The sequence below is a fragment of the Parabacteroides sp. PH5-46 genome (genome assembly GCF_029892785.1).
GTDB lineage: Bacteria > Bacteroidota > Bacteroidia > Bacteroidales > Tannerellaceae > DFXE01.
In genome coordinates this window covers 226003-250353 of record NZ_JARXXA010000004.1, presented here as the reverse complement: position 1 = coordinate 250353, position 24351 = coordinate 226003, and the positions used below count along the sequence as shown (strand labels likewise).

Below are 24351 nucleotides of genomic sequence, written 5' to 3'. Positions count from 1 at the left end.
TGCCTATCCCGTACCAGCCCAGTAGCCTGAGGCTACTGGCTACAAAGCTGGGCAGCCGCTGGCTGCTCTATTCTTGTACGCAGCGCACGGAGAAGCAGCTTGAACGTCCGCCCGCGCCCACAACAAAGCTTGACGAAGTGAAGCTCAGGTTGGCAGCTTGTTCACTATACACATCCGACGACCAATAGTAGCCGTGCGTACCCCGACGCCCTGATGTACCAGAATTGTAGTGTCGAAGCCCAGCAGCAGGCATATAGAGGATATCTGTACCGTTATCACCTATTACTTCCAGCCGAGCGTTTCTAAATGACAGCCTACTGCTGTTAGCATAGTTCGTTATATATAGATTCGAAATCTCTTTAAATTCATCCTGGGTAGGAATTCGCCAACCTTGAGGACAAAGCTGATCAGTCCAGGATGTTAATTGTCCTGGCATTAACCAATCCTGAGGAGCATTGGGTGCTGCAATAAACTTATTCATGCCATTGCCTGACTTAGCTTCCTCAGCCTCCATCGGACCAGCAACTACGTCAGTTGGATTGATTCCCGATTCGTAGGTAAAGCCGATATAGGTTCTTCCCCACTGATAATAAAGACCATGATCGGTAACTTTAGCATCCGGACCACTTACCCCAACATTCACAGGAGCCCAGTTGATACCGCCTACGGTTACCGGATATAACTTAGTATCTCCATAACGGCTTATATACAGCGTGATAACTTTCTTTTGATCCAAGTTGGCTTGGTTGCGAAGGGTAATCTCCATTTCCAAAGGTTTCTTGGTGTCTGATATTTGGGGAATATCTATTTCGTATTCCTGAACGTAGGAGGCGCTGCTGTAGGTTAAGGCAGGAGTTGGAGTGTTTATCTTCAAATCGCTGTAGGTGTCTTCGCTTCCGTAGTTGTATTTTACTTCTGCTTTCGTGCCTTTTGCGTTGAAAGAAGTTGTTTTGAAGGTCAGTTTGCCTGCGGCGGTTACACCTGTCAGGTCGTAGGTGTCGTCGCCTTTGTCTACGATTCCAGGTACTGCGCTATGGTCTATGACTGAGAAGGTAACCAGGTCGGTTTCGGGATTGGCTGTCTGTTCGCCTCCTTCTTCCCACTCTACTACTGTTATTGCTGCATCGATTTTGTTCAGGTCTATTTTCTTTACTTTTAGGATGTAGCGCTTGTTGGCTATGATCTGTAGGTCGGCGATGTTGAGGTTGTATACCTTTGTTTCACCGTTGAAGATACCTTCCAGGGCGATCCTTGTTTTGTCTGTGCCGATCCCTATGGTCGTGGGGTAGAGGTAGAAGACGCTATCCAGGCGTTCGGGAGTTCCCGGCGTTTTAGTCGAAATCTCGATAGGGTCATAGTTGGCTTCCTCGATGGTCTTTGCAGGGCTAGCTGTAGCACTGCCGAACACATAGCCGCGCAACTTGGCATTGGAAACCAGGATCTTCTTTACATCGAAGTTGGACTCTTTTGGGTCGTTGTCGATATCCAAGCGTACCACACGGCGGAAGAGTTTCACTTCCAACTCCAGGGGTACATTGCCGGGGGTGGCTACTTCCGTGATGGTTGTTTTGCCCGACATCAGCAGCGGAGTAGCCAGAGGATCGGCATGTTTGTCGGTGATTGCCTCGATAAAGTCCGATTCCAGGGTGGCGCCTACGTTGAGGTTTGCCAGCTCATCAGAGCGTCCTTCGCCGTTGCCGACAAAGTAGAAGATTTTTGTACCCGTTTTGCCCGTTACGTTAATCTTGGCCGTTTGGTTTGCCCCCGAACCTTCAAGCGTAATTTCGCTCTTACTCGTACGGAACACCTTCTCCAACTTTTTGGATTCATTGTTAAACATATAAATACTAAGGTCGGAAAGCGCATTTTCGCTATCTTCGGCTATCGTTGCATAGGACACTGCTCCCTTTTGAATAAAGGGGAGTGTAAAGGTCACTATTCCTTCGCCCCCCTGTTCGGAAGGGGAAGAAAACACTGTCTCATCACTGCTACAGCCCGGCATCAAAAAAATCAGGCTAAGCAGCAGAATACGTTGAAAAACGTTCCATTCTCTCATCGGTTTTAATAGTCAATGGTTTATAATTAATATAACATTTATCACAACCGGAGGAGGGCAGAACCCTCTATCCATCCGGTTTTTACAAGCCTTCTCCTCTTCCCTCACTTGGTAAGTGATGGGGGACGGTGAAAGTGGTGTGTATTTTCATCTGTGTGACAGCTATTTGTGTATAAACTAAAAGGATATTCTGTGTATATAGAAACAGCTTTCTTATAAACATACCCATTCTGAATGGATGGCATGTCTGCGTCGAAGACGTATGACGTTGATTAACCCCATGTGCAGGCCATAGGCCGGAACGTGGGGGATAGGATACAGCCCTCCTCCGCTGCCCTCGATGAGGGCGGACTAGGGGGAACTACACTATAGTCCGACCTCTCCGAGGCCGGGATGGGATAGAAATACCTCCTCCTCCCCCACGTTACGGCTTTGCCTGCACATGGGGTTAATCAACGTTGCACGTCTTCGACGCAAAAGACCTTATTGTTAAACAATGGGACGGTTTTGTTAACAACCGTACGGATAGAAAGAACTACGTTTGCAGCAGATTACGGGATTACTTCCCTTGTAACCCCATCACTTACCAAGTGAGGGAGATTATAGATGTATTTGTAGAACGTACGAATAATTGTCAATTAGCGGGTATTTTTTAGCCCGCTTTTTTTATGGCGCGTGATACCTTTTCTACTGCTTTGTCGAGGACTGTTCGTTCGAAGGAGGCGAGATAGGTATAAGTTGTTTTTTCGTTGGAATGCCCCAAGCCCTCGCTGATAACCCAGAGGGGCAGATGTTCGCCTTTGGCTATCGTCGCCCAGGAGTGGCGGCTGCAATGCGTTGTGAGTTTCTTTTGCAGGCCTGACAGGCGGGCAATCCGGCCAAGGCGGCTGTTCTGTAGCCTCAGCGCTGACAGGTACTGCCGCCTCAGAGGCTTATCCGCTTCCCTTATCAGAGGGAAAAGGAAGGGGCTGCCTGCCGTTTCCTCCGTGTAGCGATCTATAATTTCCTGCATGGCAGGAGTGATGCGAATTTCGAGCAACTGACCCGTCTTTCGTCTTAAATAAGAGATAAGCCCTTCGCACACATCGGACTTCTTCAAATAGGCCACATCTACAAAGGACATCCCCCTGGCATGGAAGCAGAACAAGAAGATATCCAAGGCCTGACGGAGCCCACTGCCTCCTGTATCCTTTTCATTAGCAAGCAAATCCAGTTTGTCCAGTATGCGCATCTCTGTCTTGCTCAAGGCTCGCTTTTTCGTTGCCTGCACTCCAGTATAGACCTGCGAGAAAGGACTCGTGCGAGGGGCTTCTATCAGCCCTTCCAGCACCGCCCGGTTATACAGGGCACGCAGGTTTCGCATATAAAAGGAAATAGTATTGAACGTCAAACGGCGTTCTTTCAGCCAGGCCTCATATCCACACAGCCGCAACTCATCCAGACGCCGCAGCGAGAGGTCGCACCCCCCATTATACATCACAAATGAACGCATGGCGGAAAGGTAGGCTTCGGCTGTACGTTCCTGCCCACGCAGCTTCAGCAAAGCAGACTGGACGGCGGCATACCCCTTCAGCATGCAACAGCCGCTGCGATAGCGGAGGACGGCCAACACTTCCTGCACCGTATACTCAACCCCCTCAGCCTCAAGCTGACGGATATGTTCCTTGAGCCGCTCAACATCCAGTCGGAGCATCTCTTCCACCTCCCGAAGATAGCCTCTGCGCGCAGCCGCCACCCCTGGCGGAAACACCACAAAACCTTTCCCAACGTCCCACTCCTCGACAAAAAGCCTATAAGGCATCGTAACAGTTAATACTTTCCGCCTATGAATAACACGGATATACACACTCCCGGGAAACCCTACCCCCTTCGCCGAAGGACGCAGGAAAATAGCAATTGTTGCCATGATCTCAGTCTGTTTTTTTCATAGAAAATAATAATAACAAAAATAATAAATTCCAACCAAAATCCCGCCCCTCTCCGCCATTTAATGGCACAAACCCAATATATACATGCCGTAGGTATGCAACATATCGCCCCGCATGGGGCTATAATATGGGACATGGATATCCCAACCAGGGGCTGGCGCACCCTGCCTAATGACATCTAATCGCTATGCGATTGTTCAAACCAAAATGATACTAAAACGACTCATATTCATACAAATTTTCAAAAATTGAGGATTTCCGCTAACGCAGCTTTGCTCCCCAATCAACAAAAACGGGCGTTTTTGGATCAAAAAACGCAGTTTTACCCCTAAATGAGCACGGTTAGGCATTTTGATTTGTGCGGTTATCGGTTTAAATTACCGCAGATCCTTTCTTAGCCGAGCGTGCTCAAGCAAGACTCAACAGATTTTCACCCACTATTTCGAGTAGATTTACCATCAATATACACCTAAAAAAGGCCTTATTTGATAGATTTTGACCTAAAAAAAGGAAGAAACACCTACTCTTTCAAATATATCAAAAAGACAGAGTTTAAACAATGAATATAGAATAATGAATGAATAATAAAAAAAATGCGTACTGCGTGTTCCGTTCTGCGCGCTGCCGCTTACAAAACAACAATGCCAAACCTTCAAATTAAGACCTTCTTGGTAAGCAAACCCTACTTCGCCTTTAAATATGACCTGTAAACGAGGGGTTCATTATCAAAATGTTATTTTGCTATTTTGATATTCCTTGGTTGCTATTACTGCACGCGGATAACACGGAACACGCGGATTTACACAGAATATTTTTTATAAGAAACAATAACTCCGTGCTAATCTGCGTATTCCGTGTCATCCGTGTGCAGTAAAACAGCGTCAAAAATGGTTTCGTAAGGATTTTTTTTCTATATTTGCATTACGCAAAATGTGTAACGCAAAGCATCTCTAATTATGTTATTAAGCATAAAAGAATCAGGGGGTTCGGGGGTTGTATATTTGATAAAGAATATATCTTTGTGCATCAATTTGAATGTATGGTTATAAAAAGTTATAGACGGCTCTTTCATTGCTTAATGTTCTATAATTAAGCGTTTTTCACCGACCTTCCCTACAGGCGGTTAGATAACTATTTTTATTTTTACCTATTTTTTCATTGTAATATCCATTTTATTATGCATACAACAGCTCAACGTACGCCTAAAAGTGCGTCTAATTTTGCGCCAACGGTCGAAGCAAATGCTTTTGGTATGAACGAGAGAATCAAGCGTTTACGGAAGGAGACTTTCGAGGCTGAGCCGTCTCTTTCTATCGAACGGGCACTGATCGAAACTCAGTTTTATCGTGAAAATGAAGGGAAATACCCTATTCCTATCCTGCGGGCTCTCAACTTCCTGGAAATCTGCAAGCAGAAGACTATTTATATTGGAAAAGACGAACTGATAGTGGGCGAAAGAGGCCCCAAACCCAAAGCCGTACCAACCTTCCCTGAACTTACCTGCCACAGTGTAGAAGACCTACACGTACTAAATACCCGTGAATTACAACGTTATACCATCAGTCAGGAAGATATTGACACCTATGAACGCGAAGTGATCCCCTACTGGAAGGGGCGGACACAGCGCGAACGCATCTTCAACCATGTACCGGAAAGCTGGCGGGCTCCTTATGAAGCCGGCCTGTTCACGGAATTTATGGAACAGCGGGCACCGGGCCATACGGCTCTTGACGGCAAGATCTATCATACGGGCTTATTGGATCTGAAAGAGCGGATTGCCGCCGAACTGGAGAAGCTGGATTTTATGTATGACCCGGAAGCTACCGACAAGCAGGAAGAACTGAAAGCCATGTCTATCTCATGCGATGCAGCCATTGTATTTGCAGAGCGGCATGCCGACCTGTCCGACGAGATGTCGCTTACAGAGAAAGACCCCAAGCGGGCTGCCGAACTAAAGAAAATAGCAGAAGTCTGCCGCTGGGTACCGGCACATGCGCCACGCACCTTCTGGGAAGCCATACAGATGTATTGGTTTGTACACCTGGGAACCATTACGGAACTGAACGGCTGGGACGCCATGAACCCGGGACACTTTGACCAACACCTCTACCCTTTCTATGAAAAAGAAGTAGCTGCCGGAACACTGAGCCGAGACGATGCCAAGGAGTTACTCTCCTGTTTCTGGGTGAAGGTAAACAACCATCCGGCACCTCCCAAAGTGGGTATAACAGCCAAGGAAAGCGGCACGTACAACGACTTCACCAACCTGAACATCGGAGGCGTAAAACCCGATGGTAGCGATGCCGTAAACGAGCTCTCATACGTGATGCTCGAAATCATAGAAGAGCTGCATATTCTGCAACCGGGTAGTTCGATCCACATCAGCTCACGTACTCCGGAACGCTTTCTGCGAGCTGGTTGCAAAGTAATCCGCCAGGGACACGGATACCCCTCAGTATTCAATCCGGATGTGTATATACAGGAGTTGATGCGGCAGGGCAAAACCCTTGAAGATGCCCGCGAAGGCGGCTGTAGCGGCTGTATAGAAGTGGGCGCTTTCGGTAAGGAGGCTTACCTGCTGACCGGTTACCTGAATGTCCCCAAACTGCTGGAAGTAACCCTGAATAATGGCTACGACCCCGTTTCGGGCAAACAAGTAAGCATCCAAACTGGCGATCCAAAGGATTTCAAAAGCTACGAGGAACTATACCAGGCTTTTCTGAAGCAATTACAACATATTGTAGACCAGAAGGTACGGGTAAGTAATTACATCGACCGGATGTTTGCCAAATACGCTCCGGCCACCTTCCTATCTCTCTTTATAGACGATTGCATTGCCAAGGGGAAAGACTATTACAATTGCGGCCCCCGCTACAATACCACCTATATACAATGTACCGGTCTGGGAACTGTAACAGATAGCCTTTCTGTCCTTAAAAAGCATGTGTATGAGGATCATACATTTTCTATGGAAGAGATACTGAAAGCAACAGCTAATAACTTTGAGGGAGCCGAGACGATGCGTCAGATGATCCTGAACCGTACCCCCTTCTTTGGCAATGACGATCCGTATGCCGACAGCATCGCCCTGCAAGTGTATAGCGACCTGTTTGATACCATCGACGGCAAGCCCAACACCAAAGGCGAGACCTTCCACCTGAATATGCTATCTACCACCTGCCATGTTTATTTCGGCAAGGTACTGGGCGCTATGCCAAACGGTCGACTGGCCGGAATGGCTATTTCAGACGGCACCTCCCCTTCGCATGGAGCAGACACGCACGGGCCATCAGCCGTGATCAAGTCGCTAGGCAAACTAGACCAGGTAAAAAGCGGTGGCACATTGCTGAACCTGCGCTTCCTCCCCAGCCTCCTGAAACGGGAAGAAGACGTAGCCAAGTTGGTCTCTCTGATTCGCAGCTATTTCGCCCTGGGCGGGCATCATATCCAGTTCAATATCGTTGATACGGCTACCCTGTACGCAGCACAAGAGTCGCCCGAAGACTATCGCGACCTATTAGTTCGCATGGCCGGATACAGCGATTACTTCAACGATATGAATGCCGACTTACAAACAGACATCATATCCCGTACAGAACAAGAATCCTTTTGATGAGTCTTTTTTTCGACATAAAACGTTATTCCATCAATGATGGACCGGGCATACGGATTACCCTTTTTATGAAAGGGTGTCCTTTGTCGTGCCTCTGGTGTCATAACCCGGAAGGTATCTCTGCGAAGAAGGAAAAGATGTATACCCGAAAGAAGTGTATCAGCTGCCGAACCTGTGTTGAAAAATGCCCTCAGCAAGCGCTTTTCCTGACTCCCGACGGGATCAAGACCCATCCCGGCAAATGTACACTCTGCGGCACCTGTACAAATGTATGTCCCACCAAAGCGATGGAGATATCAGGCACGGAATATACGATTGATTATCTGATGAACGAAATAGAGAAAGAAACCATCTTTATGGATCGTTCCGAGGGAGGCGTTACCTTCTGTGGAGGCGAGCCCCTGATGCACCCTGAAACGCTGCTGGAACTACTGCGCCGTTGCGGAAAAATGGGCATCCACCGGGTAATAGATACCACTTTATTTGCCCGACCCGAAGTAGTCACCCCAATAATGGAAGAAACCGACTTGTTTTTAGTTGACTTAAAACATATGGACTCCGCAAAACACCGTTTCTTTTGCGGAGTCCCCAACGAACTGATACTTTCTAACCTCTGTATGATCACCGATGCCGGAAAAGAAGTAAGCATCCGCATCCCACTGATCGAAGGAGTAAATGCCGATGAAGAAAACATCAGCCGTTCGGCAGAGTTCCTCTCTACCCTTGCCTGGAACCCCAAAACAGTACACCTACTCCCTTATCACGATATCGCCAAAGGAAAACACGAAAAACTGGGAACAACCTACAACCCCGCCAATGTCCCAATGGATCCACCCTCCGAAGAAGTGCAACAACGCTGCATCAACATCTTCCACTCCCACAACATCCAAACCATCATTGGCGGGTAATTCACACACCCCTACCCCTCTCAAGAGGGGAAATAATATCTTGCGGTTATAAGGAACGACAGAAAATTATTGTAAATTTGTCGCGTTACAATAACCAAATTTTACGTACGTAATGAAAAGAGACAAAATCATTTTTGACATTATTGAGAAAGAGAAGCAACGCCAGCTAAAAGGTATTGAATTGATTGCTTCAGAGAACTTCGTGAGCGAACAGGTAATGGAAGCCATGGGTAGTGTCCTCACCAATAAATATGCCGAAGGGTATCCCGGAAAGCGTTATTATGGAGGGTGTGAAGTGGTTGACCAAAGCGAGACAATAGCTATCGACCGCCTGAAGGAGCTGTTTAAAGCCGCATGGGCAAACGTACAGCCCCACTCCGGAGCGCAGGCTAATGCCGCCGTATTCCTGGCTGTCTTGAATCCGGGTGACAAATTCCTGGGATTGAATCTTTCGCACGGAGGGCATCTTTCTCATGGCTCACCTGTCAATAGTTCAGGGATTTTGTATCATGCTACCGAATATAACGTAAAAGAAGCTACCGGACGTGTAGACTATGACCAGATGGAAGAAGTAGCGCTTCGCGAACGTCCGAAACTCATCGTTGGAGGAGGCTCTGCCTATTCACGCGAATGGGATTACAAAAGAATGCGTGAAATAGCCGATAAGATAGGTGCTCTGTTGATGATAGACATGGCTCACCCTGCCGGACTGATCGCTGCCGGACTCTTAAACAATCCGCTGGAATATGCTCATATCGTGACTTCTACAACTCATAAAACACTCAGAGGGCCTCGCGGAGGTATCATTCTGATGGGTAAAGACTTTGAAAACCCCTGGGGAAAAACAACCCCTAAGGGAGAGATCAAAATGATGTCTCAGCTGCTGGATTCTGCTGTATTCCCCGGTATTCAGGGAGGACCGCTGGAGCATGTGATTGCCTCTAAAGCCGTAGCTTTTGGTGAAGCATTAGAGCCGGAGTACAAGACCTATCAGACACAGGTTAAGAAAAATGCTGCCGCTATGGCTCAGGCATTTATAGACAAAGGTTATAAAATCATTTCAGACGGAACGGACAACCACAGCATGCTGATCGACTTACGTACCAAGTTCCCTGACCTGACCGGAAAAGTAGCCGAAAAAGCATTGGTAGAAGCTGATATTACAGTCAACAAAAACATGGTACCTTTCGACAGCCGTTCGGCATTCCAGACATCCGGTATCCGTGTAGGAACTCCGGCTATCTCAACCCGTGGCGCCAAAGAAGCATTTATGGGAGAAGTCGTAGAATTGGTTGACACTGTACTTTCTGCTCCGGACAACGAAAAAACAATCGCTTCCGTCCGCGAAAAAGTAAACAACTTAATGACGCAATACCCGCTTTTCGCATGGTAATTATTTAATGGTTAATGATTAATGGTTAATGATTAATTTCTGTGACAATTTATTAATCGTTAATCATTAATCATTACAAAGACTTTTTATAAATTAATTTGACAAACATGAGAAACTTATTAGCTATGTGTGCTGCTGCGGCAGTTATTTTGTTTGCTTCATGTGGCGAACAAACAACAACTAAAGAGATGCCTTACAATCAGGGTATCAATGTAATTCCCGCTCCGCTTTCTCTCGTGGAGAATGAAGGGACTTTCAAACTAAACAAAAACACGACGATTTACGCCTCTATACCGGAACTAAAAACCGTAGCAGGCTATTTTACTACGAAATTGAGCCGCTCTACCGGTTACAAATTCACAGTAGATGAAAAAGAAGTATCCAATGGTATCTCGTTGGTTATCGATCAGTCACTGGACGTCAATAACGAAGGCTACACGCTGGATGTTACAAACGAATTGGTTAGCATCAAGGCCAAGACTCCGGCAGGTATTTTTTATGGGATGCAGACCTTTATGCAGTTGCTCCCTGCCGAGGTAGAGAGCCCTACTCTTGTAAAAGGGATTACCTGGACAGCTCCGGCTGTTTCCGTGAAAGACGAACCACGCTTCGGGTATCGCGGTATGATGCTGGATCCCTGTCGTCACTTTATGACGGTTGAAGAAGTGAAGAAAAACCTGGATGTAATTGCTTTATTCAAGCTCAACCGGATGCACTGGCACCTCACAGACGACCAGGGCTGGAGAATAGAAATCAAGAAATACCCAGAACTCACTGAAATAGGCGCTAAACGTATTGAAGGCGAAGGACATGAATACGGAGGCTATTATACGCAGGAAGAGATCAAAGAAGTTGTACAATATGCCGCAGAACGCTTTATAACTATTATACCGGAGATAGAACTTCCCGGTCACGGAATGGCGGCGATAGCAGCTTATCCCGAACTATCCTGCAAGGGCGAACAACTAACTCCGCGAATTGTCTGGGGAGTGGAAGATATTGTATTTTGTGCCGGAAAAGAAGAGCCTTTTGAGTTCCTCGAAAATGTGTTCAAAGAAGTGATTGAACTTTTCCCCTCAGAATACATACACATCGGAGGCGACGAGTGTCCGAAGAGAAGCTGGAAACAATGTCCGCTTTGCCAGAAACGCATCAAAGAAGAAGGCCTGAAAGGGGATAAAGAACACTCTGCCGAAGAGCGCCTGCAAAGCTATTTCGTTCAACGCATGGAAAAAGTATTGGCAAAATACGGAAAGAAAATCATCGGCTGGGACGAGATTCTGGAAGGCGGTTTGGCTCCTACGGCTACTGTTATGTCATGGCGTGGAGAACAAGGCGGGATCGCTGCTGCCAAGATGGATCACGACGTAATCATGACGCCTCAGAACGATGGTATGTACCTGGACCGCTACGAGGGAGATTATAAGATCGAACCGGTAAGTATCGGCGGATTTGCCTCTCTTGAAAATGTATACGACTACAACCCCACACCGGCAGAAGTTGTAGCAAACGGCAAAGAAAAACACATCTTAGGCGTACAATGCAACACCTGGTCGGAATACATGTACACCAACGACCTGAGAGAATACCGCATCTATCCCCGTATCCTGGCTCTGGCAGAAACAGCCTGGACAAAGATCGACAGAAAGAACTATAAAGACTTCGAACGTCGTTTGAACAATGCCCAGGTACGCTTAGACGAGCACAATATCAACTACTATATTCCTCAACCGGAGCAACCGAATGGCTCATGTAACTTCGTTGCCTTTACCGACAAGGCTTCTCTTGAATTTACTACCGGACGCCCCGTCAAGATGGTTTACACGACAGACGGTTCAGAACCTACTCCCGAATCAACAGAATACACCGCTCCTATAGAATTTACAGAGTCTGGTGTATTGAAAATACGTTCGGTATTGGTTTCCGGAAAAATGAGTAAGACACGTGTCATTACAGTTGAAAAACAAGAATTTGCTCCGGCTAAAGAAGTAGATAAAACATCTCCAGGACTACAAATGCAAGTAACATACGGTTACTTCCTGAATGTAGACGAACTGGCCAAAGCTACCGAATGGAAGAGCTCTACGATAAAAGACCTGCCGGAAATGCTGGTAGTTGAGCATAGCGACGAAGGTATGCGTGGCATTAAATATTATTCGGCAGTTTCCAACGGCTATATAGACATACCGGAAGATAACGTATATTACTTTGCTACAGACTTTGAAGAAGTTTGGATAGACGGCAAACTGCTTATCAACAATCGCGACGAAGTAAAACGCTTCCCACGCACCGACAGATCAGTAGCACTGGGCAAAGGATTACACGAATTTAAAGTAGTATTCCTCAGCCACATCATTGGCGGCTGGCCTTCTATCTGGAACAACTGGCACAGAGGAACCCTTTCTTATCGCAAGGCTAATGAGGAGAAATTCCAGCGCATCACTCCTGAAATGTTAGTATATTGAAAAACAGGCGTAATATTAGCTTTTTCCAACGAAAAGTCTGTTAGAACAGGCCTAAGAGTTGTTAAAAGGTAAACATGCATCCTATAGATAAACCCTTATGTATCAATAAATACATAAGGGTTTATTCATATATCGTCATCACTTTTTCTTCCATAGGCCTTTTAGGAACTTCAACATTTGATTCGCATTATTTAATACAATAAAGAAAGTCTTAAATTTAACACTTCGTACCTTGCGCCCGTTTAACAAACTAATATGGACAAAAGGCTGATTTTCTTTGTATTTATCTGCATTCAACAGACCGGATACCTTCATGCCCAATGGACAAAGGAAGACTCCGCTTGGCTGGATGATGTAGTATCCGGGAAAAAGGCCATAAAGATCAATCCAGAGTTTCTGAAGGCCATAGAGAACGGGACATTGATCAATACAGATAAGCCCATGATGGAGCCACTGGCCGCTCCTCCGATTCTCCCTATTTCCAAAGATTTTGATATACAACCTACCGATACAACAGAAGGCAAATCCATCGATTATAGCAAGATGCCTCCGGCTGTTTTCGCCTTATATAAAAATGAATTAAACCTTGGCCCCGATACCGGAAAAATATTAAAAGATGGTGCATTCGCCATGCCTGACTTAAGGGATAAAAACAGGCTTCAGGTGCCTAATACACCGGTTTCAGTAGCCGCACAAGCCACAAATATATACAATGAAGAAGTGAAAGACGGGCAAAAAAGAGGAGGCTTCGTATTCAGTACCCGCCTTACATTCTCGCTGAATGATATCCTGATGGGAATTTTCAATAAAACAGAGAGAAACAAGCGAAGAAACAGAAAAAAAGCAAATGCCTGGAAACAGTATAAAGACTACCCCGAACACCTGGAATGGAAACCAAAAGAAAGACAATAATAATCATACTTTGCTGTTTACAAAATACAGCTTTGATATATGCCCAATGGACAAAGGAAGACTCTGTTTGGCTGAATGATGTAGTATCCGGGAAAAAAGCTGTAAAGATCAATCCGGAATTTCAGAAAGCCATAGAAGACGGAACACTGATCAACACAGATATCATGTCTCCAAAAGAGCAAATGAAAAGCAGCCCCACCCAGATACCTATTGACAAAGATTTTACCGAATTCCTTACTCCGGGAAAAGATGGCATATCTATTGAAGACCGGAAAGACATCAATCCTCTGAATATGCCACCTGCTGTCTTTATGCGCTACGGCCTGAACATACCCCTACTGGAAGACAAATACAACAAGGCAGCCTTTATGACACCCCAAAGCATAAAAGACAATGCCGCCAGACCCTCCGGCAGGTCATTCGACGGCATGCTACAAAGTATCTTCAGCCCCTCATTCCGCGCCAGAGAACGCAACCGCCAAAACGCCAACGCCTGGAAACGATACAACAACAGCCTTCGTTACTGACGAATAGCCCGAACAACACTCTGTTCTGTTTTTTCGAACAGTTCGGGGAAGGGCATCTCTTTTACGGGGATGGGGTCGTGGAGCGTTAATTCGATCTTGTTTCCTATGCCTAAGGGGAAGGAGCCCCAGCGGGTCATTTTCCACGAGTTGTTGATCGTTACTGGGAGCATATAGGCAGAGGGGGCGTATTTGCATAGGATTTTTAGTCCGTTTTCTGCAAAGGGCCTTGGTTTGCCTGTTTTGCTTCGCGTTCCTTCGGGGAATATCACGGCTGAGCGCTTGTTGGCTTCTATGTATAGTGCTATTTCCCTTATGGCAGACAATGATTGCTTCGGGTCTTTTCTGTCTATTAGTACCGATCCGCCATGGTTCAGATTGTATGAAATACTGGGGATTCCCTTGCCTAGTTCTATCTTACTGATGAACTTGGGATGTACTTTCCGCAGAAACCAGCAGATGGTCGTAATGTCGTACAGGCTCTGATGGTTTGCTGCAATAATCAGGGGTACGCCTTCCGGTAATTTATCTAGATTGTTGATCTTATATCTCGTACCTAAAACATAGGTATTGACTACCAGGAAGAAAGACAGAACATCTACGCTCTTCTTATGTGCCTGATAGCCAAAGAGGTTGAAACATATCCATTGTATGACATGAAAAACAACCAGAGAAGTTCCAAACAATAGATAATAAATAGCCGAAAGAGGATATGCTATTATCTTTCGCATCTGTAATTTATTCTGAAATCAGCCTTCAAGTTTTGCCTTTAAAAACTCAGCTTTTAGATTGGATATTACTTCTTTAACACTCGATATCTTTTGAGATAAATGGACGTTGATCCCTGTAAAGGCATAGCCTTTTTTCATATTACCTCTGGCTGCCTGGTAAAGAGCCTGAACAATACAATAGGGGCTTTTCGTATAGTCGCACGTCTTGATACAGTGGAAAGGGCAATTTTTGGGTACTTCCCGGCCTTGTTCCACGCTTTGGATAAATTCGCCGTCAATTGCTCTACCCGGCATACCTACAGGGCTTTGGATGATTTTAATATCTTCCTGCCTGGCATTCACAAATACATTTTTAAATGTATCCGAAGCATCACATTCTGTGGTGGTAACGAACATGGTACCCATTTGTACACCCGAAGCTCCCATCTCGATAAAGCGGAGTATGTCCTTCCCTGTAGAGATGCCTCCGGCTGCAATCACCGGAATATCCTTCTCGCTTTTGTACAAACCGGCAATATCTACTACTTCCGGAATAAGGTGTTCCAGAGAGTATTGCGCATCATCAAGCTGATTCACTTTAAAGCCTAAATGGCCGCCAGCCTTAGGACCTTCTACTACGATAGCATCAGGCAAGTAGCCATAATTATTCTTCCATTTGTCGCATATGATCTTAGCGGCACGCGAAGAAGACACAATCGGTACCAGTTTGGTTTTGCTTTCTTTGGTCAGATAAGAGGGCAAATCGAAAGGAAGTCCGGCTCCGGCAAAGATAACATCTGCTTTCTCAGCGATTGATGTCTTTACCATATCTGCATAATTGCTTAGTGCAACCATAATGTTTACACCAATGATACCTTTGCTTTTTTCTCTTGCTTTCTTGATCTCTTCTTTCAGACCCGAGATACATTTGTTCAAATAATCTCCGGGAGATTTATGGTAGATTAAGCCCAGGCCGGCACACGATATAACACCGATACCGCCTTCATTAGCTACTGCCGAAGCCAATCCTGATAAGGAAACCCCGACGCCCATTCCCCCTTGAATGACTGGAAGTTTTACTTCCAGATTACCTATAAAAAATGATTTCATCCTGTTTGTATAATATGTCGCGATAAGTCATAGTATTTAGTCGCAACGAGTGTATAAGGCCGCAAAGATAAAAAATAAATCGAACTGTTTGTTGCATTTTAAGTTAAGAAATTGGTGGTCGACAGCTGTGACCCAGGTGGTTCACAGCCGTCGATCAGCTGGGTCACAACTGTCGACCACGTGGGTCATAGTTGTCGACCAGTTGATCTACAGTTGTAATTCAGCAACTTTTTGTCAAGTTTAACAATACACTTTCGGCTTCGCATAAATGAAAAACCCCTTATCTTTTTTTTGTTTGGTAAGGATATACGATATAAATCATTTACCTTTGTGTCCTTAATAAATAAAACAGTTTATTAAATGAAAACACATGCAATAAAGACTGTCCTTGTCGTCATTTTATTGTCGGCAATAACTGGTTGTCAGAGAGATAAGAAATCCCCTTTTGAAAATAAAATCCAATTTGATTCCATCAGTGTAGACCGGGTATATCACATGCTGGAACAGCCTGAAAACCCCAATTGCAGTCTTCAGATAAAGTTCATTTATCCCGTAAAATTCGGGAATAAAGAAGTATTGGAAGCTATCAGGAAACAATTCGTCAATTCCTACTTTGGAGATATTTATGATGAATTAACACCCGAGAAGGCTACGGATGAATATGTAAACATTTACATAGAAGATTATAAGAGCCTGGAAGATGACTTCAAGGAAGAAAGGGAAAAATCCAAAGGGGCTCCGATAGCCAGCTGGTTCTCTTACTATGAAATGTCGTCAAATGATATTACCTACAACAAGAACAATTTGTTGTGTTATTCTGTTTATTACGAAAGTTATACCGGAGGAGCACACGGGGCTCATTCACAAATGAATTTCGTATTAGACCTGGAAATCGGAGATCTTGTTACGGAAGAAGACATTTTTATTGAAGACTTTCAAGACGAATTAGCGCAGATGTTGGTAGATAATATTGCTATACAAAATGAAGTAGATAATGCAAAAGAGCTGGAAAGTATCGGATTCTTCAGCGTTGAAGAGATCTATCCGAATGGAAACTTTCTTATAGACGATACAGGCATCACGTATTTCTTTAACGAATACGAAATCGCAGCCTATGTGGTAGGGATAACCAATGTACAGTTACCCTTTCAGGAAATCAAGCATTTACTTCGTAAGGATAGCCCGATAGCAAAGTTGATATGACACAAGATAAAAATAGTCAGTTGATAAGATTAAACGAATATTTCCCGGAGCTTACGGATAAACAAAAAGAACAATTTGAAGCGCTGTATCCGTTGTATGCCGATTGGAATGCAAAGATAAATGTGATCTCCAGAAAGGATATAGACAATCTATATCTGCACCATGTACTCCATTCGCTTGGGATCGTTAAAATGATCCGTTTCAAGGAAGATACAAGCGTTATGGATCTGGGTACGGGAGGGGGCTTTCCGGGTATTCCACTGGCCATCTACTTCCCTCAGGTACAGTTTCATCTGGTAGATAGTATCGGAAAGAAAATAAAGGTAGCACAGGCGGTAGCCGAAGCGATCGGACTAGAGAATGTAACCTTCCGCCATTGCAGGGGAGAAGAAGAAAAACAGCTATTCGACTTCGTTGTAAGCCGTGCTGTTATGCCCCTCGTTGATTTGTCTAAAATAGTAACCAAAAACATAAAAAAGAAACAACAACAGAATGCTCTTCCTAACGGACTTATTTGCTTAAAAGGTGGGGAACTTCAGCACGAAATCCTGCCCTTCAAAAATAAGGCGGTAAGTATCACATTGAGTGATTATTTTAAAGAAGAGTATTTCAAAGCTAAAAAAGTTGTCTATACACCATTATGATTACAGTAAAGTCTTTTGAATTTAATTATTTCTCTGTAAACACCTACATCTTACACGATGAAACAGGTGAAGCTGTTTTGATAGATTGCGGCTGCTTCCGTAGAGAAGAAGAATTGGAGTTAAGCAATTACATCATCGCAAACAAACTGACAGTAAAGCATTTGCTTTGCACACACCTTCATCTGGATCACATCTTCGGTAATGAGTTTGTAAACCGTACATACGGACTAAAACCGCTGGCTCACAAGGCAGATGCAGAAATGCTCCCTTCGCCGCAGGAACAGGCCAAGCTATTTGGTTTGCAAGACAGGCTGCAAAGCATACCGGTAGAAAAGTACATCGTAGGAAACGAAATCATCAAATTCGGCAACTCCGAGCTCACAGCCTTGCTCGTACCCGGACACTCGCCCGGTAGCCTGGCCTTCTACAACAAAAAAGACGGATTTGCCATCACCGGCGATGCCATCTTTAGCGGCAGCATCGGAAGAACGGATTTGTGGGGAGGAAATCAGGAAGTACTCATCGCGGCAATAAAAGATAAAATATTATCTTTGCCGGATGAAACGATTTTATATCCCGGGCACGGGCCTAAAACAAACGTCATAGAGGAAAGCCTGAGCAATCCTTTTTTATAAAATTATATAATAGCACATACACTATAATATCATAAAACACTATAATTGTTATGGACACAAATAAATTTATTAACCGCCATGCAGGTATTACAGAAGGGGAAATACCTTCTATGTTGCAAACAATAGGTGTACAAACACTTGAACAGCTTATCGACCAAACTATTCCGGCAAATATCCGCTTGAAAGACTCGCTGAATTTGCCCGACGCTATGACAGAAAGAGAACTGGCAGAACACATTGCCGAACTGGCATCCAAAAACCAGGTTTTCACATCCTATATAGGGATGGGATGGTACGACACGATATGTCCGGCCCCCATCCAGCGCAACGTATTGGAGAATCCCGTTTGGTATACCTCCTATACGCCCTATCAGGCAGAGGTTTCGCAAGGACGCCTGGAGGCTCTATTGAACTTCCAGACAGTGATCTGCGAACTAACCGGATTACCACTCACCAATTGTTCCCTGCTGGACGAAGCTACAGCTGCTGCCGAAGCAGCTACCATGTTCTACGGAACACGCAGCCGTGCACAAATAAAGGCAGAAGCCAACACCTTGTTCGTTGACAATCTGGTGTTTGAATCTACCCTGGCGGTGATCCATACACGCATGTTGCCACAGGGAATTAAAGTGGTAACCGGCGACTATAAGACATTCCAATTTACAGAAGATGTATTCGGAGCGATTGTTCAATATCCAAACGCCAATGGCTCCATTGAAGACTATACCGCCTTTGTAAAACGGGCCAACGAAAACGGCACGCGCATAGCTGTAGCGGCAGACCTGATGAGTCTCGTGATCCTGACTCCTCCCGGAGAATGGGGCGCCGACGTAGTATTCGGTAGCGCCCAACGCTTTGGTACTCCCATGTTCTACGGAGGACCTTCCGCCGGATACATGGCTACAAAAGACGACTACAAACGGGCTATCCCCGGACGTATCATCGGAATTTCCAAAGATGCTTACGGACGTCCGGCATACCGCCTCGCACTGCAAACACGCGAGCAGCACATCAAGCGCGAAAAGGCTACGTCCAACATCTGTACCGCTCAGGCGCTGTTGGCTACCATGTCGGGCTTCTACGCCGTATACCACGGGGCAGACGGCTTGAGAGATATCGCAAACCGCATCCACTCGGCTGCCGGCTTCCTGGCCGGAGAGTTGGAGAAACTAGGATACAAGCAGCTCAACAAGAACTTCTTCGACACCCTAATGATCGAACTGCCAAGCAATGTATCGATCAACGCCCTCCGCGAAATCGCACTGGAGTGCAAGGTTAACCTCCGCTACTTCGACGGAGGACAGATAGGCATCAGCATCGACGAGACAACACAGCCTACCGACATTGGCGTACTGCTCTACATCTTTGCCGGAGCCGCCGGAAAAGACTATATGCTGAACGATTCCGTTCCGGCAAAGACATACTTCGACAAACAGTTTGCCCGTACCTCCGACTTCCTGCAGCAAGACGTCTTCAAGAAGTACCGCACGGAGACAGAGCTCATGCGCTACATCACCCGTCTGGGACGCAAGGATATCTCCCTTGCCCACTCGATGATATCGCTCGGCTCATGCACGATGAAGCTCAATGCTGCTTCCGAACTGTTTGCCCTCAGCCGTCCGGAGTTCCAGAACATCCACCCCTACGCACCGGAAGAGCAAGTAGAGGGCTACAAGGAACTGATCGAGAACCTCTCCGCTTATCTGGCCGAGATTACCGGTTTCAAGGGCGTCAGCCTACAGCCAAACTCGGGCGCTTCCGGAGAGTATGCAGGGCTGCGCGTGATTCGCACATACCTGGAAAGCAAAGGCGAAGGACATCGTAACATCGTACTCCTCCCTGCTTCGGCTCACGGAACCAATCCGGCCAGCGCCGTACAGTGCGGATACGACACCGTAACCGTTAAGACAGACGAAAACGGAAACATAGACCTCCAAGACTTCCGCGAAAAAGCAGAAGCCAACAAAGATAATCTGGCAGCCACCATGATCACCTACCCCTCTACGCACGGTATCTTCGAGCTCGACATCAAGGAGATGTGCGACATCGTACACGCTTGCGGAGGACAGGTCTACATGGACGGCGCCAACATGAACGCGCAGGTGGGCCTCACCAATCCGGGATTCATCGGAGCAGACGTGTGCCACCTCAACCTGCACAAGACTTTCGCTTCTCCTCACGGAGGAGGCGGACCGGGCGTTGGTCCGATTTGCGTCGTAGAGCATCTGGTGCCCTTCCTGCCCTCACATCCCGAGATCTGGGGAAGCGAGCAGAACGCAGTATCCGCTGCTCCTTACGGAAGCGCCGGTATCCTGCCGATTACCTACGCCTATATCCGCCTGTTGGGAGCTGAGGGGCTAACCCGCTCCACCGAGATTGCCATCCTGAATGCCAATTATCTGGCAGCCAAACTGAAGGATACCTACGGAGTTGTCTACACCGGAGCAACCGGACGTGTAGGACACGAGTTGATCCTCGAATGCCGCACCATCAAGGAGCGCTCAGGCATCGACGAAGGAGACATCGCCAAGCGTTTGATGGACTTCGGCTACCATGCTCCTACCCTCTCCTTCCCCGTGCACGGAACCTTGATGATAGAGCCTACCGAAAGCGAAAGCAAGGAAGAGCTCGACCGCTTCCTCGAGGTGCTCGACTGCATCTGGAAGGAAATCAAGGAGGTAGAAGAAGGCACCGTCTCCAAGGAAGACAATGTACTGAAGAATGCACCCCACCCCGAGTATGAAGTAGTTGCGGATGAATGGAAACACGAGTACTCACGCAGCAAAGCAGCCTTCCCACTCGATTGGCTCCGCGAAAACAAGTTCTGGATCAACGTCGCACGTGTGGATAACGCTTACGGCGACCGTAATCTCATCCCAACACTCTGCGGATGTCAGGTATAAAGTTCAGCCAGTCCTTTTGGGTCGCCAACGTCGTCGAGCTCTTTGAGCGGGCGGCGTATTACGGTGTGTTTATCGTCATCACGCTCTACCTCAGCCGTATACTTGGCTTCAACGACATACAGGCGGCAGCTATAGCGGGCACATTCTCTGCCGGGCTTTACCTGCTGCCTACCTTTGCGGGGGCTTTGGCCGACAAGATCGGCTTCCGCAGCTCCATGTTACTGGCCTTCACACTGCTCACGCTGGGCTATGCCGGGCTGGGCATCTTCCCCACCATGCTGGAATCGGCAGGGCTTGTAGAATATAGTATGACCACCAAGTTCACCGGACTGGTAGAGAGCAACGCCCGCTACGGCATTATCCCTATCATGGTGCTGATCGTGGTGGGCGGTTCCTTCATCAAGAGCGTTATCTCGGGCACGGTGGCCAAGGAAACTACCCCCGAGAACCGCGCCAAGGGCTTCTCCATCTTCTACTCGATGGTGAACATCGGCTCCTTCTCGGGCAAGACAATCGTCAAGCCCTTGCGCGAAGCCATGGGGAACGAGGGGCTCATCAACCTCAACTACTTCTCGGCTACCATGACGTTCCTCGCCTTGCTTGCCATCTTCTTCTTTTACAAGAGCACGCAGCACTCCGGCGAGGGGAAAACCTTCCGGCAGATCTGGCAGGCACTCGTCAAGGTATGCGCCAACGGGCGATTAGTTGCCCTGATTATCATCATCACAGGATTCTGGATCGTGCAGCAGCAGTTGTACGCCACCATGCCGAAGTACGTGCTCCGCTTAGCGGGCGAGGGAGCCTCGCCCTCGTGGTACGCCAACGTCAATCCGTTGGTGGTTGTCCTGGCGGTCAACTTTGTCACACAGCTCATGCGGAAGTATACGGCGCTCACGTCTATGACGCTCGGCATGTTTATCATGCCGATCTCCGCCTTGTGCATGGCCTACGGAAATGTGCTCGACGGAAGCCAAACCATCCTCGGCATGCACCCGGTAGCCTTCATGATGGTGGTCGGCATTGTGTTCCAGGGCTTGGCAGAGACCTTTATCTCGCCCCGCTATCTGGAGTACTTCTCGCTTCAGGCGCCGAAGGGTGAAGAGGGCTTGTACCTCGGCTTCAGCCACCTGGATACGTTCCTCTCCTCCATAATCGGCTTCGGACTCTCGGGCTATCTCTTGAACAAGTACTGCCCCGAGCCCACCCTCTTCGCCACGCACGACGAATGGGTAGCCGCCAGCGCCAACGCCCACTACATCTGGTACTACTTCGGTGCTATCGCCCTCATATCCGCATTCGCACTCATCATCTACGGCATAATCACCAAGCGCTTAGACGCTTCGAAGAAACATTAAAGAGAGAATTTTTCCGAATTCTCTCTTTTTTTTATTAAAATTTGCATATATTTGGAATCTATTGGGGTGTTTCATACCTTAATATGACCGGAACCTTCTTTTACAGACCTGTAAAAGCCTTATCAATTAGTAGAAATGAATATCAAATATAGAATCGTTATGAAAAAGGTAAGATTAGACCTTGTAACCTTAGTCGTTACTATTATTATGTTGCTCTCCGCAGTGGCATGTTCTGAAGACCGGGATCCCGGCTTCCAAGAAAAGACCCCTATCACCCTGGGGAAGCTCTCCATTGAGGCTGCCGACACCGACACCCGTGCCACGGTAGACGAATTCTTCCTTGACAGAAACGTCCTTACCCTGCATGCCGTAAACAAGAGCAGCGGCGTAGAGGATTTCACCATCCCCTACATATTCAGCAAGCCCGACGCTACCAAGCCGGGCAAGTGGGAAACCACCGACAAGATCCTCTACCTCGAGAACGTATACAGCAACGGCAGCATCACGCACGACCTCAGCTTCAGCTTCGGCCAGTTTTCCCCAGACCAGCAGACAGACCTCATATTCCACCAGGCAGACACGCTACACGGCGTTGCCACGCTCGACATCAGCACCCTCTCTGCCCCCGTCTTCAATCCCACCACCTTGCAGCGCAAGGGCGTAAAGGTAGTGATGAACATCACCCGGGGCGACGGATGGATCAGCGACGCAGCCTTCCTCGCTGCCATGGGTAACTATCAGGGGGCTTTCTGGGCGAAGACAGGCGGCATACTCGCCAATCAGCCGGTAAGCACTCAGCCAACGTATCAGGTCATCCTCCCGCTGAATGAGCTGCCCGACAATGGAGGATACATCTTCTCCCTGATGCCCATCGGCGGCGGCAGCTCTATCAACTGCCGATACACCCTCGATCAGGGCTCAAGTGTAGCAGAGGGCAAGTCACTCGTCATAACGGCCGCCCTCAACAATACGAACAACGGCACCCTCTCTCCGCCCAGCATCACCGTTGACGCTTGGGACTGGAACGGCAGCAGCATCGACCTCCCCGCCAATCCAAACACCCCCCTGGCGCAATTCCTGCAATGGAGCGAGGACGTAAGAACTGACCAGAGCCTCGACTTCACCCTCAGCAGCGACATAGACCTCACAGGCATCAACTTCAAGCCGCTAAACATCGCCTACACAGGCACCTTCGACGGTGGCGGACATACCATCACCGGACTCACCATACGGGGAGACTATCAGTTTGCCGCCCTTTTTAAAATAAACAATAGTGGCACCATCAAGAACCTCACCCTCCAAGACGCTAATATACACAGTACCCATACCGATGACTATCTTAGCATAGCTGCCCTGGTAGGTGTTAATTCCGGACTGATAGAGAATTGCCACGTACGGAACAGTAGCATCACCCATGCTCATCACAGTACGAATGGCAACGCCGGTACGATTGCCACACACAGTAATGGCACTATAATAGCCTGTACCGCCCAAGCCTGCACCCTGAAAGCCGGAGCTATCACCGGAGGCATAACAGGAAGAAACGACAGCAGCATGATAGCTTGCCACGTAGAAGGAGGCAGTATAGAAAGTGCGTTAGCAACAACCAATAACAATTCCATGACCGGCGGAATAAGCGGCAGCGGAAACAACATTATCGCCTGCTATGCAGCCCCAGACGCTATAACCCCCTATGCAGCGGCTACCAGCCAATACAGAGGCGGCATAACAGGAACAGGCGTCAACCTCACCGCCAACTACTGGAAATCCCCCATACCCGGGGTAATCTTTGGCAGTGGCGGAAGTTATACCAACATCAATGCCGAGCCCATCACCACCCTCACCAACACAGAGGTAGATGCCATGAACGACGCTATCGACGCGTACAATAGCGATCCGGCCAACGTTCCCTGCAACTACCTGTGGACCACCGGCGGAATCACCCGGAAATAATAACAAAATAATACGATACACAATATGAAGAAGAAGAAG

16 protein-coding genes are annotated in these 24351 nt (G+C 47.2%); 12 read left to right on the top strand and 4 right to left on the bottom strand.

The window, feature by feature from the left end; all coding sequences use genetic code 11:
- Positions 1–67: 67 nt before the first annotated feature.
- Positions 68–2056, bottom strand: a complete 1989-nt coding sequence (locus tag M2470_RS05940; RefSeq protein ID WP_280744122.1) for an FISUMP domain-containing protein — start codon at positions 2054–2056, stop codon at positions 68–70.
- Positions 2057–2708: 652 nt separating this feature from the next.
- Positions 2709–3962, bottom strand: a complete 1254-nt coding sequence (locus M2470_RS05935; protein ID WP_280744121.1) for a site-specific integrase — start codon at positions 3960–3962, stop codon at positions 2709–2711.
- Positions 3963–5236: 1274 nt separating this feature from the next.
- Between M2470_RS05935 and hypD the strand changes: the two genes are divergently transcribed.
- From hypD to M2470_RS05905, 6 genes are all read left to right on the top strand, one after another.
- Positions 5237–7597, top strand: a complete 2361-nt coding sequence (gene hypD / locus M2470_RS05930; RefSeq protein ID WP_280744120.1) for a trans-4-hydroxy-L-proline dehydratase — start codon at positions 5237–5239, stop codon at positions 7595–7597.
- A complete protein-coding gene (locus M2470_RS05925; RefSeq protein WP_280744119.1) occupies positions 7597–8505 on the top strand; it encodes a glycyl-radical enzyme activating protein in 909 nt (302 codons plus the stop codon). Before hypD ends, M2470_RS05925 begins: the two co-directional genes overlap by 1 nt.
- 112 nt (positions 8506–8617) lie before the next feature.
- A complete protein-coding gene (glyA, locus tag M2470_RS05920; RefSeq protein WP_280744118.1) occupies positions 8618–9898 on the top strand; it encodes a serine hydroxymethyltransferase in 1281 nt (426 codons plus the stop codon).
- 107 nt (positions 9899–10005) lie between these two features.
- Positions 10006–12363 carry a family 20 glycosylhydrolase gene (locus tag M2470_RS05915; protein WP_280744117.1) on the top strand — a complete coding sequence of 786 codons (2358 nt, stop codon included), beginning with the start codon at positions 10006–10008 and terminating at the stop codon, positions 12361–12363.
- 255 nt (positions 12364–12618) lie between these two features.
- Positions 12619–13275, top strand: coding sequence for a hypothetical protein (locus M2470_RS05910; protein WP_280744116.1), 657 nt, complete (start codon positions 12619–12621; stop codon positions 13273–13275).
- Positions 13251–13802 (top strand): DUF4858 domain-containing protein, encoded by a 552-nt coding sequence (locus M2470_RS05905; protein ID WP_280744115.1) that lies wholly within the window; start codon positions 13251–13253, stop codon positions 13800–13802. Before M2470_RS05910 ends, M2470_RS05905 begins: the two co-directional genes overlap by 25 nt.
- Here the strand turns inward: M2470_RS05905 and M2470_RS05900 are convergent.
- Positions 13796–14530 (bottom strand): lysophospholipid acyltransferase family protein, encoded by a 735-nt coding sequence (locus M2470_RS05900; protein ID WP_280744114.1) that lies wholly within the window; start codon positions 14528–14530, stop codon positions 13796–13798. The two genes, M2470_RS05905 and M2470_RS05900, sit on opposite strands and share 7 nt — an antisense overlap.
- 18 nt (positions 14531–14548) lie before the next feature.
- Complete coding sequence (locus M2470_RS05895; protein WP_280744113.1) at positions 14549–15619, bottom strand: nitronate monooxygenase family protein; 1071 nt, start codon at positions 15617–15619, stop codon at positions 14549–14551.
- A 360-nt stretch (positions 15620–15979) separates the two neighbouring features.
- Here M2470_RS05895 and M2470_RS05890 point away from each other — a divergent pair, with 360 nt between their 5' ends.
- From M2470_RS05890 to M2470_RS05865, 6 genes are all read left to right on the top strand, one after another.
- Positions 15980–16822 (top strand): DUF3298 and DUF4163 domain-containing protein, encoded by an 843-nt coding sequence (locus M2470_RS05890; RefSeq protein WP_280744112.1) that lies wholly within the window; start codon positions 15980–15982, stop codon positions 16820–16822.
- Positions 16819–17466, top strand: a complete 648-nt coding sequence (gene rsmG, locus M2470_RS05885; RefSeq protein WP_280744111.1) for a 16S rRNA (guanine(527)-N(7))-methyltransferase RsmG — start codon at positions 16819–16821, stop codon at positions 17464–17466. The genes M2470_RS05890 and rsmG overlap by 4 nt, the downstream gene beginning before the upstream one ends.
- Positions 17463–18101: an MBL fold metallo-hydrolase gene (locus M2470_RS05880; protein ID WP_280744110.1), complete on the top strand. Its 639-nt coding sequence runs from the start codon at positions 17463–17465 to the stop codon at positions 18099–18101. The genes rsmG and M2470_RS05880 overlap by 4 nt, the downstream gene beginning before the upstream one ends.
- A 50-nt stretch (positions 18102–18151) precedes the next feature.
- Positions 18152–21004 (top strand): aminomethyl-transferring glycine dehydrogenase, encoded by a 2853-nt coding sequence (gcvP, locus tag M2470_RS05875; protein ID WP_280744109.1) that lies wholly within the window; start codon positions 18152–18154, stop codon positions 21002–21004.
- On the top strand, positions 20992–22359 hold the full coding sequence (locus M2470_RS05870) for an MFS transporter (protein WP_280744108.1): 1368 nt from the start codon (positions 20992–20994) through the stop codon (positions 22357–22359). The genes gcvP and M2470_RS05870 overlap by 13 nt, the downstream gene beginning before the upstream one ends.
- A 159-nt stretch (positions 22360–22518) precedes the next feature.
- Positions 22519–24312: a hypothetical protein gene (locus M2470_RS05865; protein ID WP_280744107.1), complete on the top strand. Its 1794-nt coding sequence runs from the start codon at positions 22519–22521 to the stop codon at positions 24310–24312.
- Positions 24313–24351 lie beyond the last annotated feature (39 nt).

Coding starts and splice junctions, on each gene's coding strand:
- M2470_RS05870 (WP_280744108.1), top strand. CDS start 20,992: ATGTCAGGTATAAAGTTCAGCCAGTCCTTTTGGGTCGCCAACGTCGTC.
- M2470_RS05915 (WP_280744117.1), top strand. CDS start 10,006: ATGAGAAACTTATTAGCTATGTGTGCTGCTGCGGCAGTTATTTTGTTT.
- M2470_RS05865 (WP_280744107.1), top strand. CDS start 22,519: ATGAAAAAGGTAAGATTAGACCTTGTAACCTTAGTCGTTACTATTATT.
- M2470_RS05940 (WP_280744122.1), bottom strand. CDS start 2,056: ATGAGAGAATGGAACGTTTTTCAACGTATTCTGCTGCTTAGCCTGATT.
- M2470_RS05935 (WP_280744121.1), bottom strand. CDS start 3,962: ATGGCAACAATTGCTATTTTCCTGCGTCCTTCGGCGAAGGGGGTAGGG.
- M2470_RS05910 (WP_280744116.1), top strand. CDS start 12,619: ATGGACAAAAGGCTGATTTTCTTTGTATTTATCTGCATTCAACAGACC.
- M2470_RS05905 (WP_280744115.1), top strand. CDS start 13,251: ATGGAAACCAAAAGAAAGACAATAATAATCATACTTTGCTGTTTACAA.
- M2470_RS05880 (WP_280744110.1), top strand. CDS start 17,463: ATGATTACAGTAAAGTCTTTTGAATTTAATTATTTCTCTGTAAACACC.
- M2470_RS05895 (WP_280744113.1), bottom strand. CDS start 15,619: ATGAAATCATTTTTTATAGGTAATCTGGAAGTAAAACTTCCAGTCATT.
- M2470_RS05925 (WP_280744119.1), top strand. CDS start 7,597: ATGAGTCTTTTTTTCGACATAAAACGTTATTCCATCAATGATGGACCG.
- glyA (WP_280744118.1), top strand. CDS start 8,618: ATGAAAAGAGACAAAATCATTTTTGACATTATTGAGAAAGAGAAGCAA.
- rsmG (WP_280744111.1), top strand. CDS start 16,819: ATGACACAAGATAAAAATAGTCAGTTGATAAGATTAAACGAATATTTC.
- hypD (WP_280744120.1), top strand. CDS start 5,237: ATGAACGAGAGAATCAAGCGTTTACGGAAGGAGACTTTCGAGGCTGAG.
- gcvP (WP_280744109.1), top strand. CDS start 18,152: ATGGACACAAATAAATTTATTAACCGCCATGCAGGTATTACAGAAGGG.
- M2470_RS05900 (WP_280744114.1), bottom strand. CDS start 14,530: ATGCGAAAGATAATAGCATATCCTCTTTCGGCTATTTATTATCTATTG.
- M2470_RS05890 (WP_280744112.1), top strand. CDS start 15,980: ATGAAAACACATGCAATAAAGACTGTCCTTGTCGTCATTTTATTGTCG.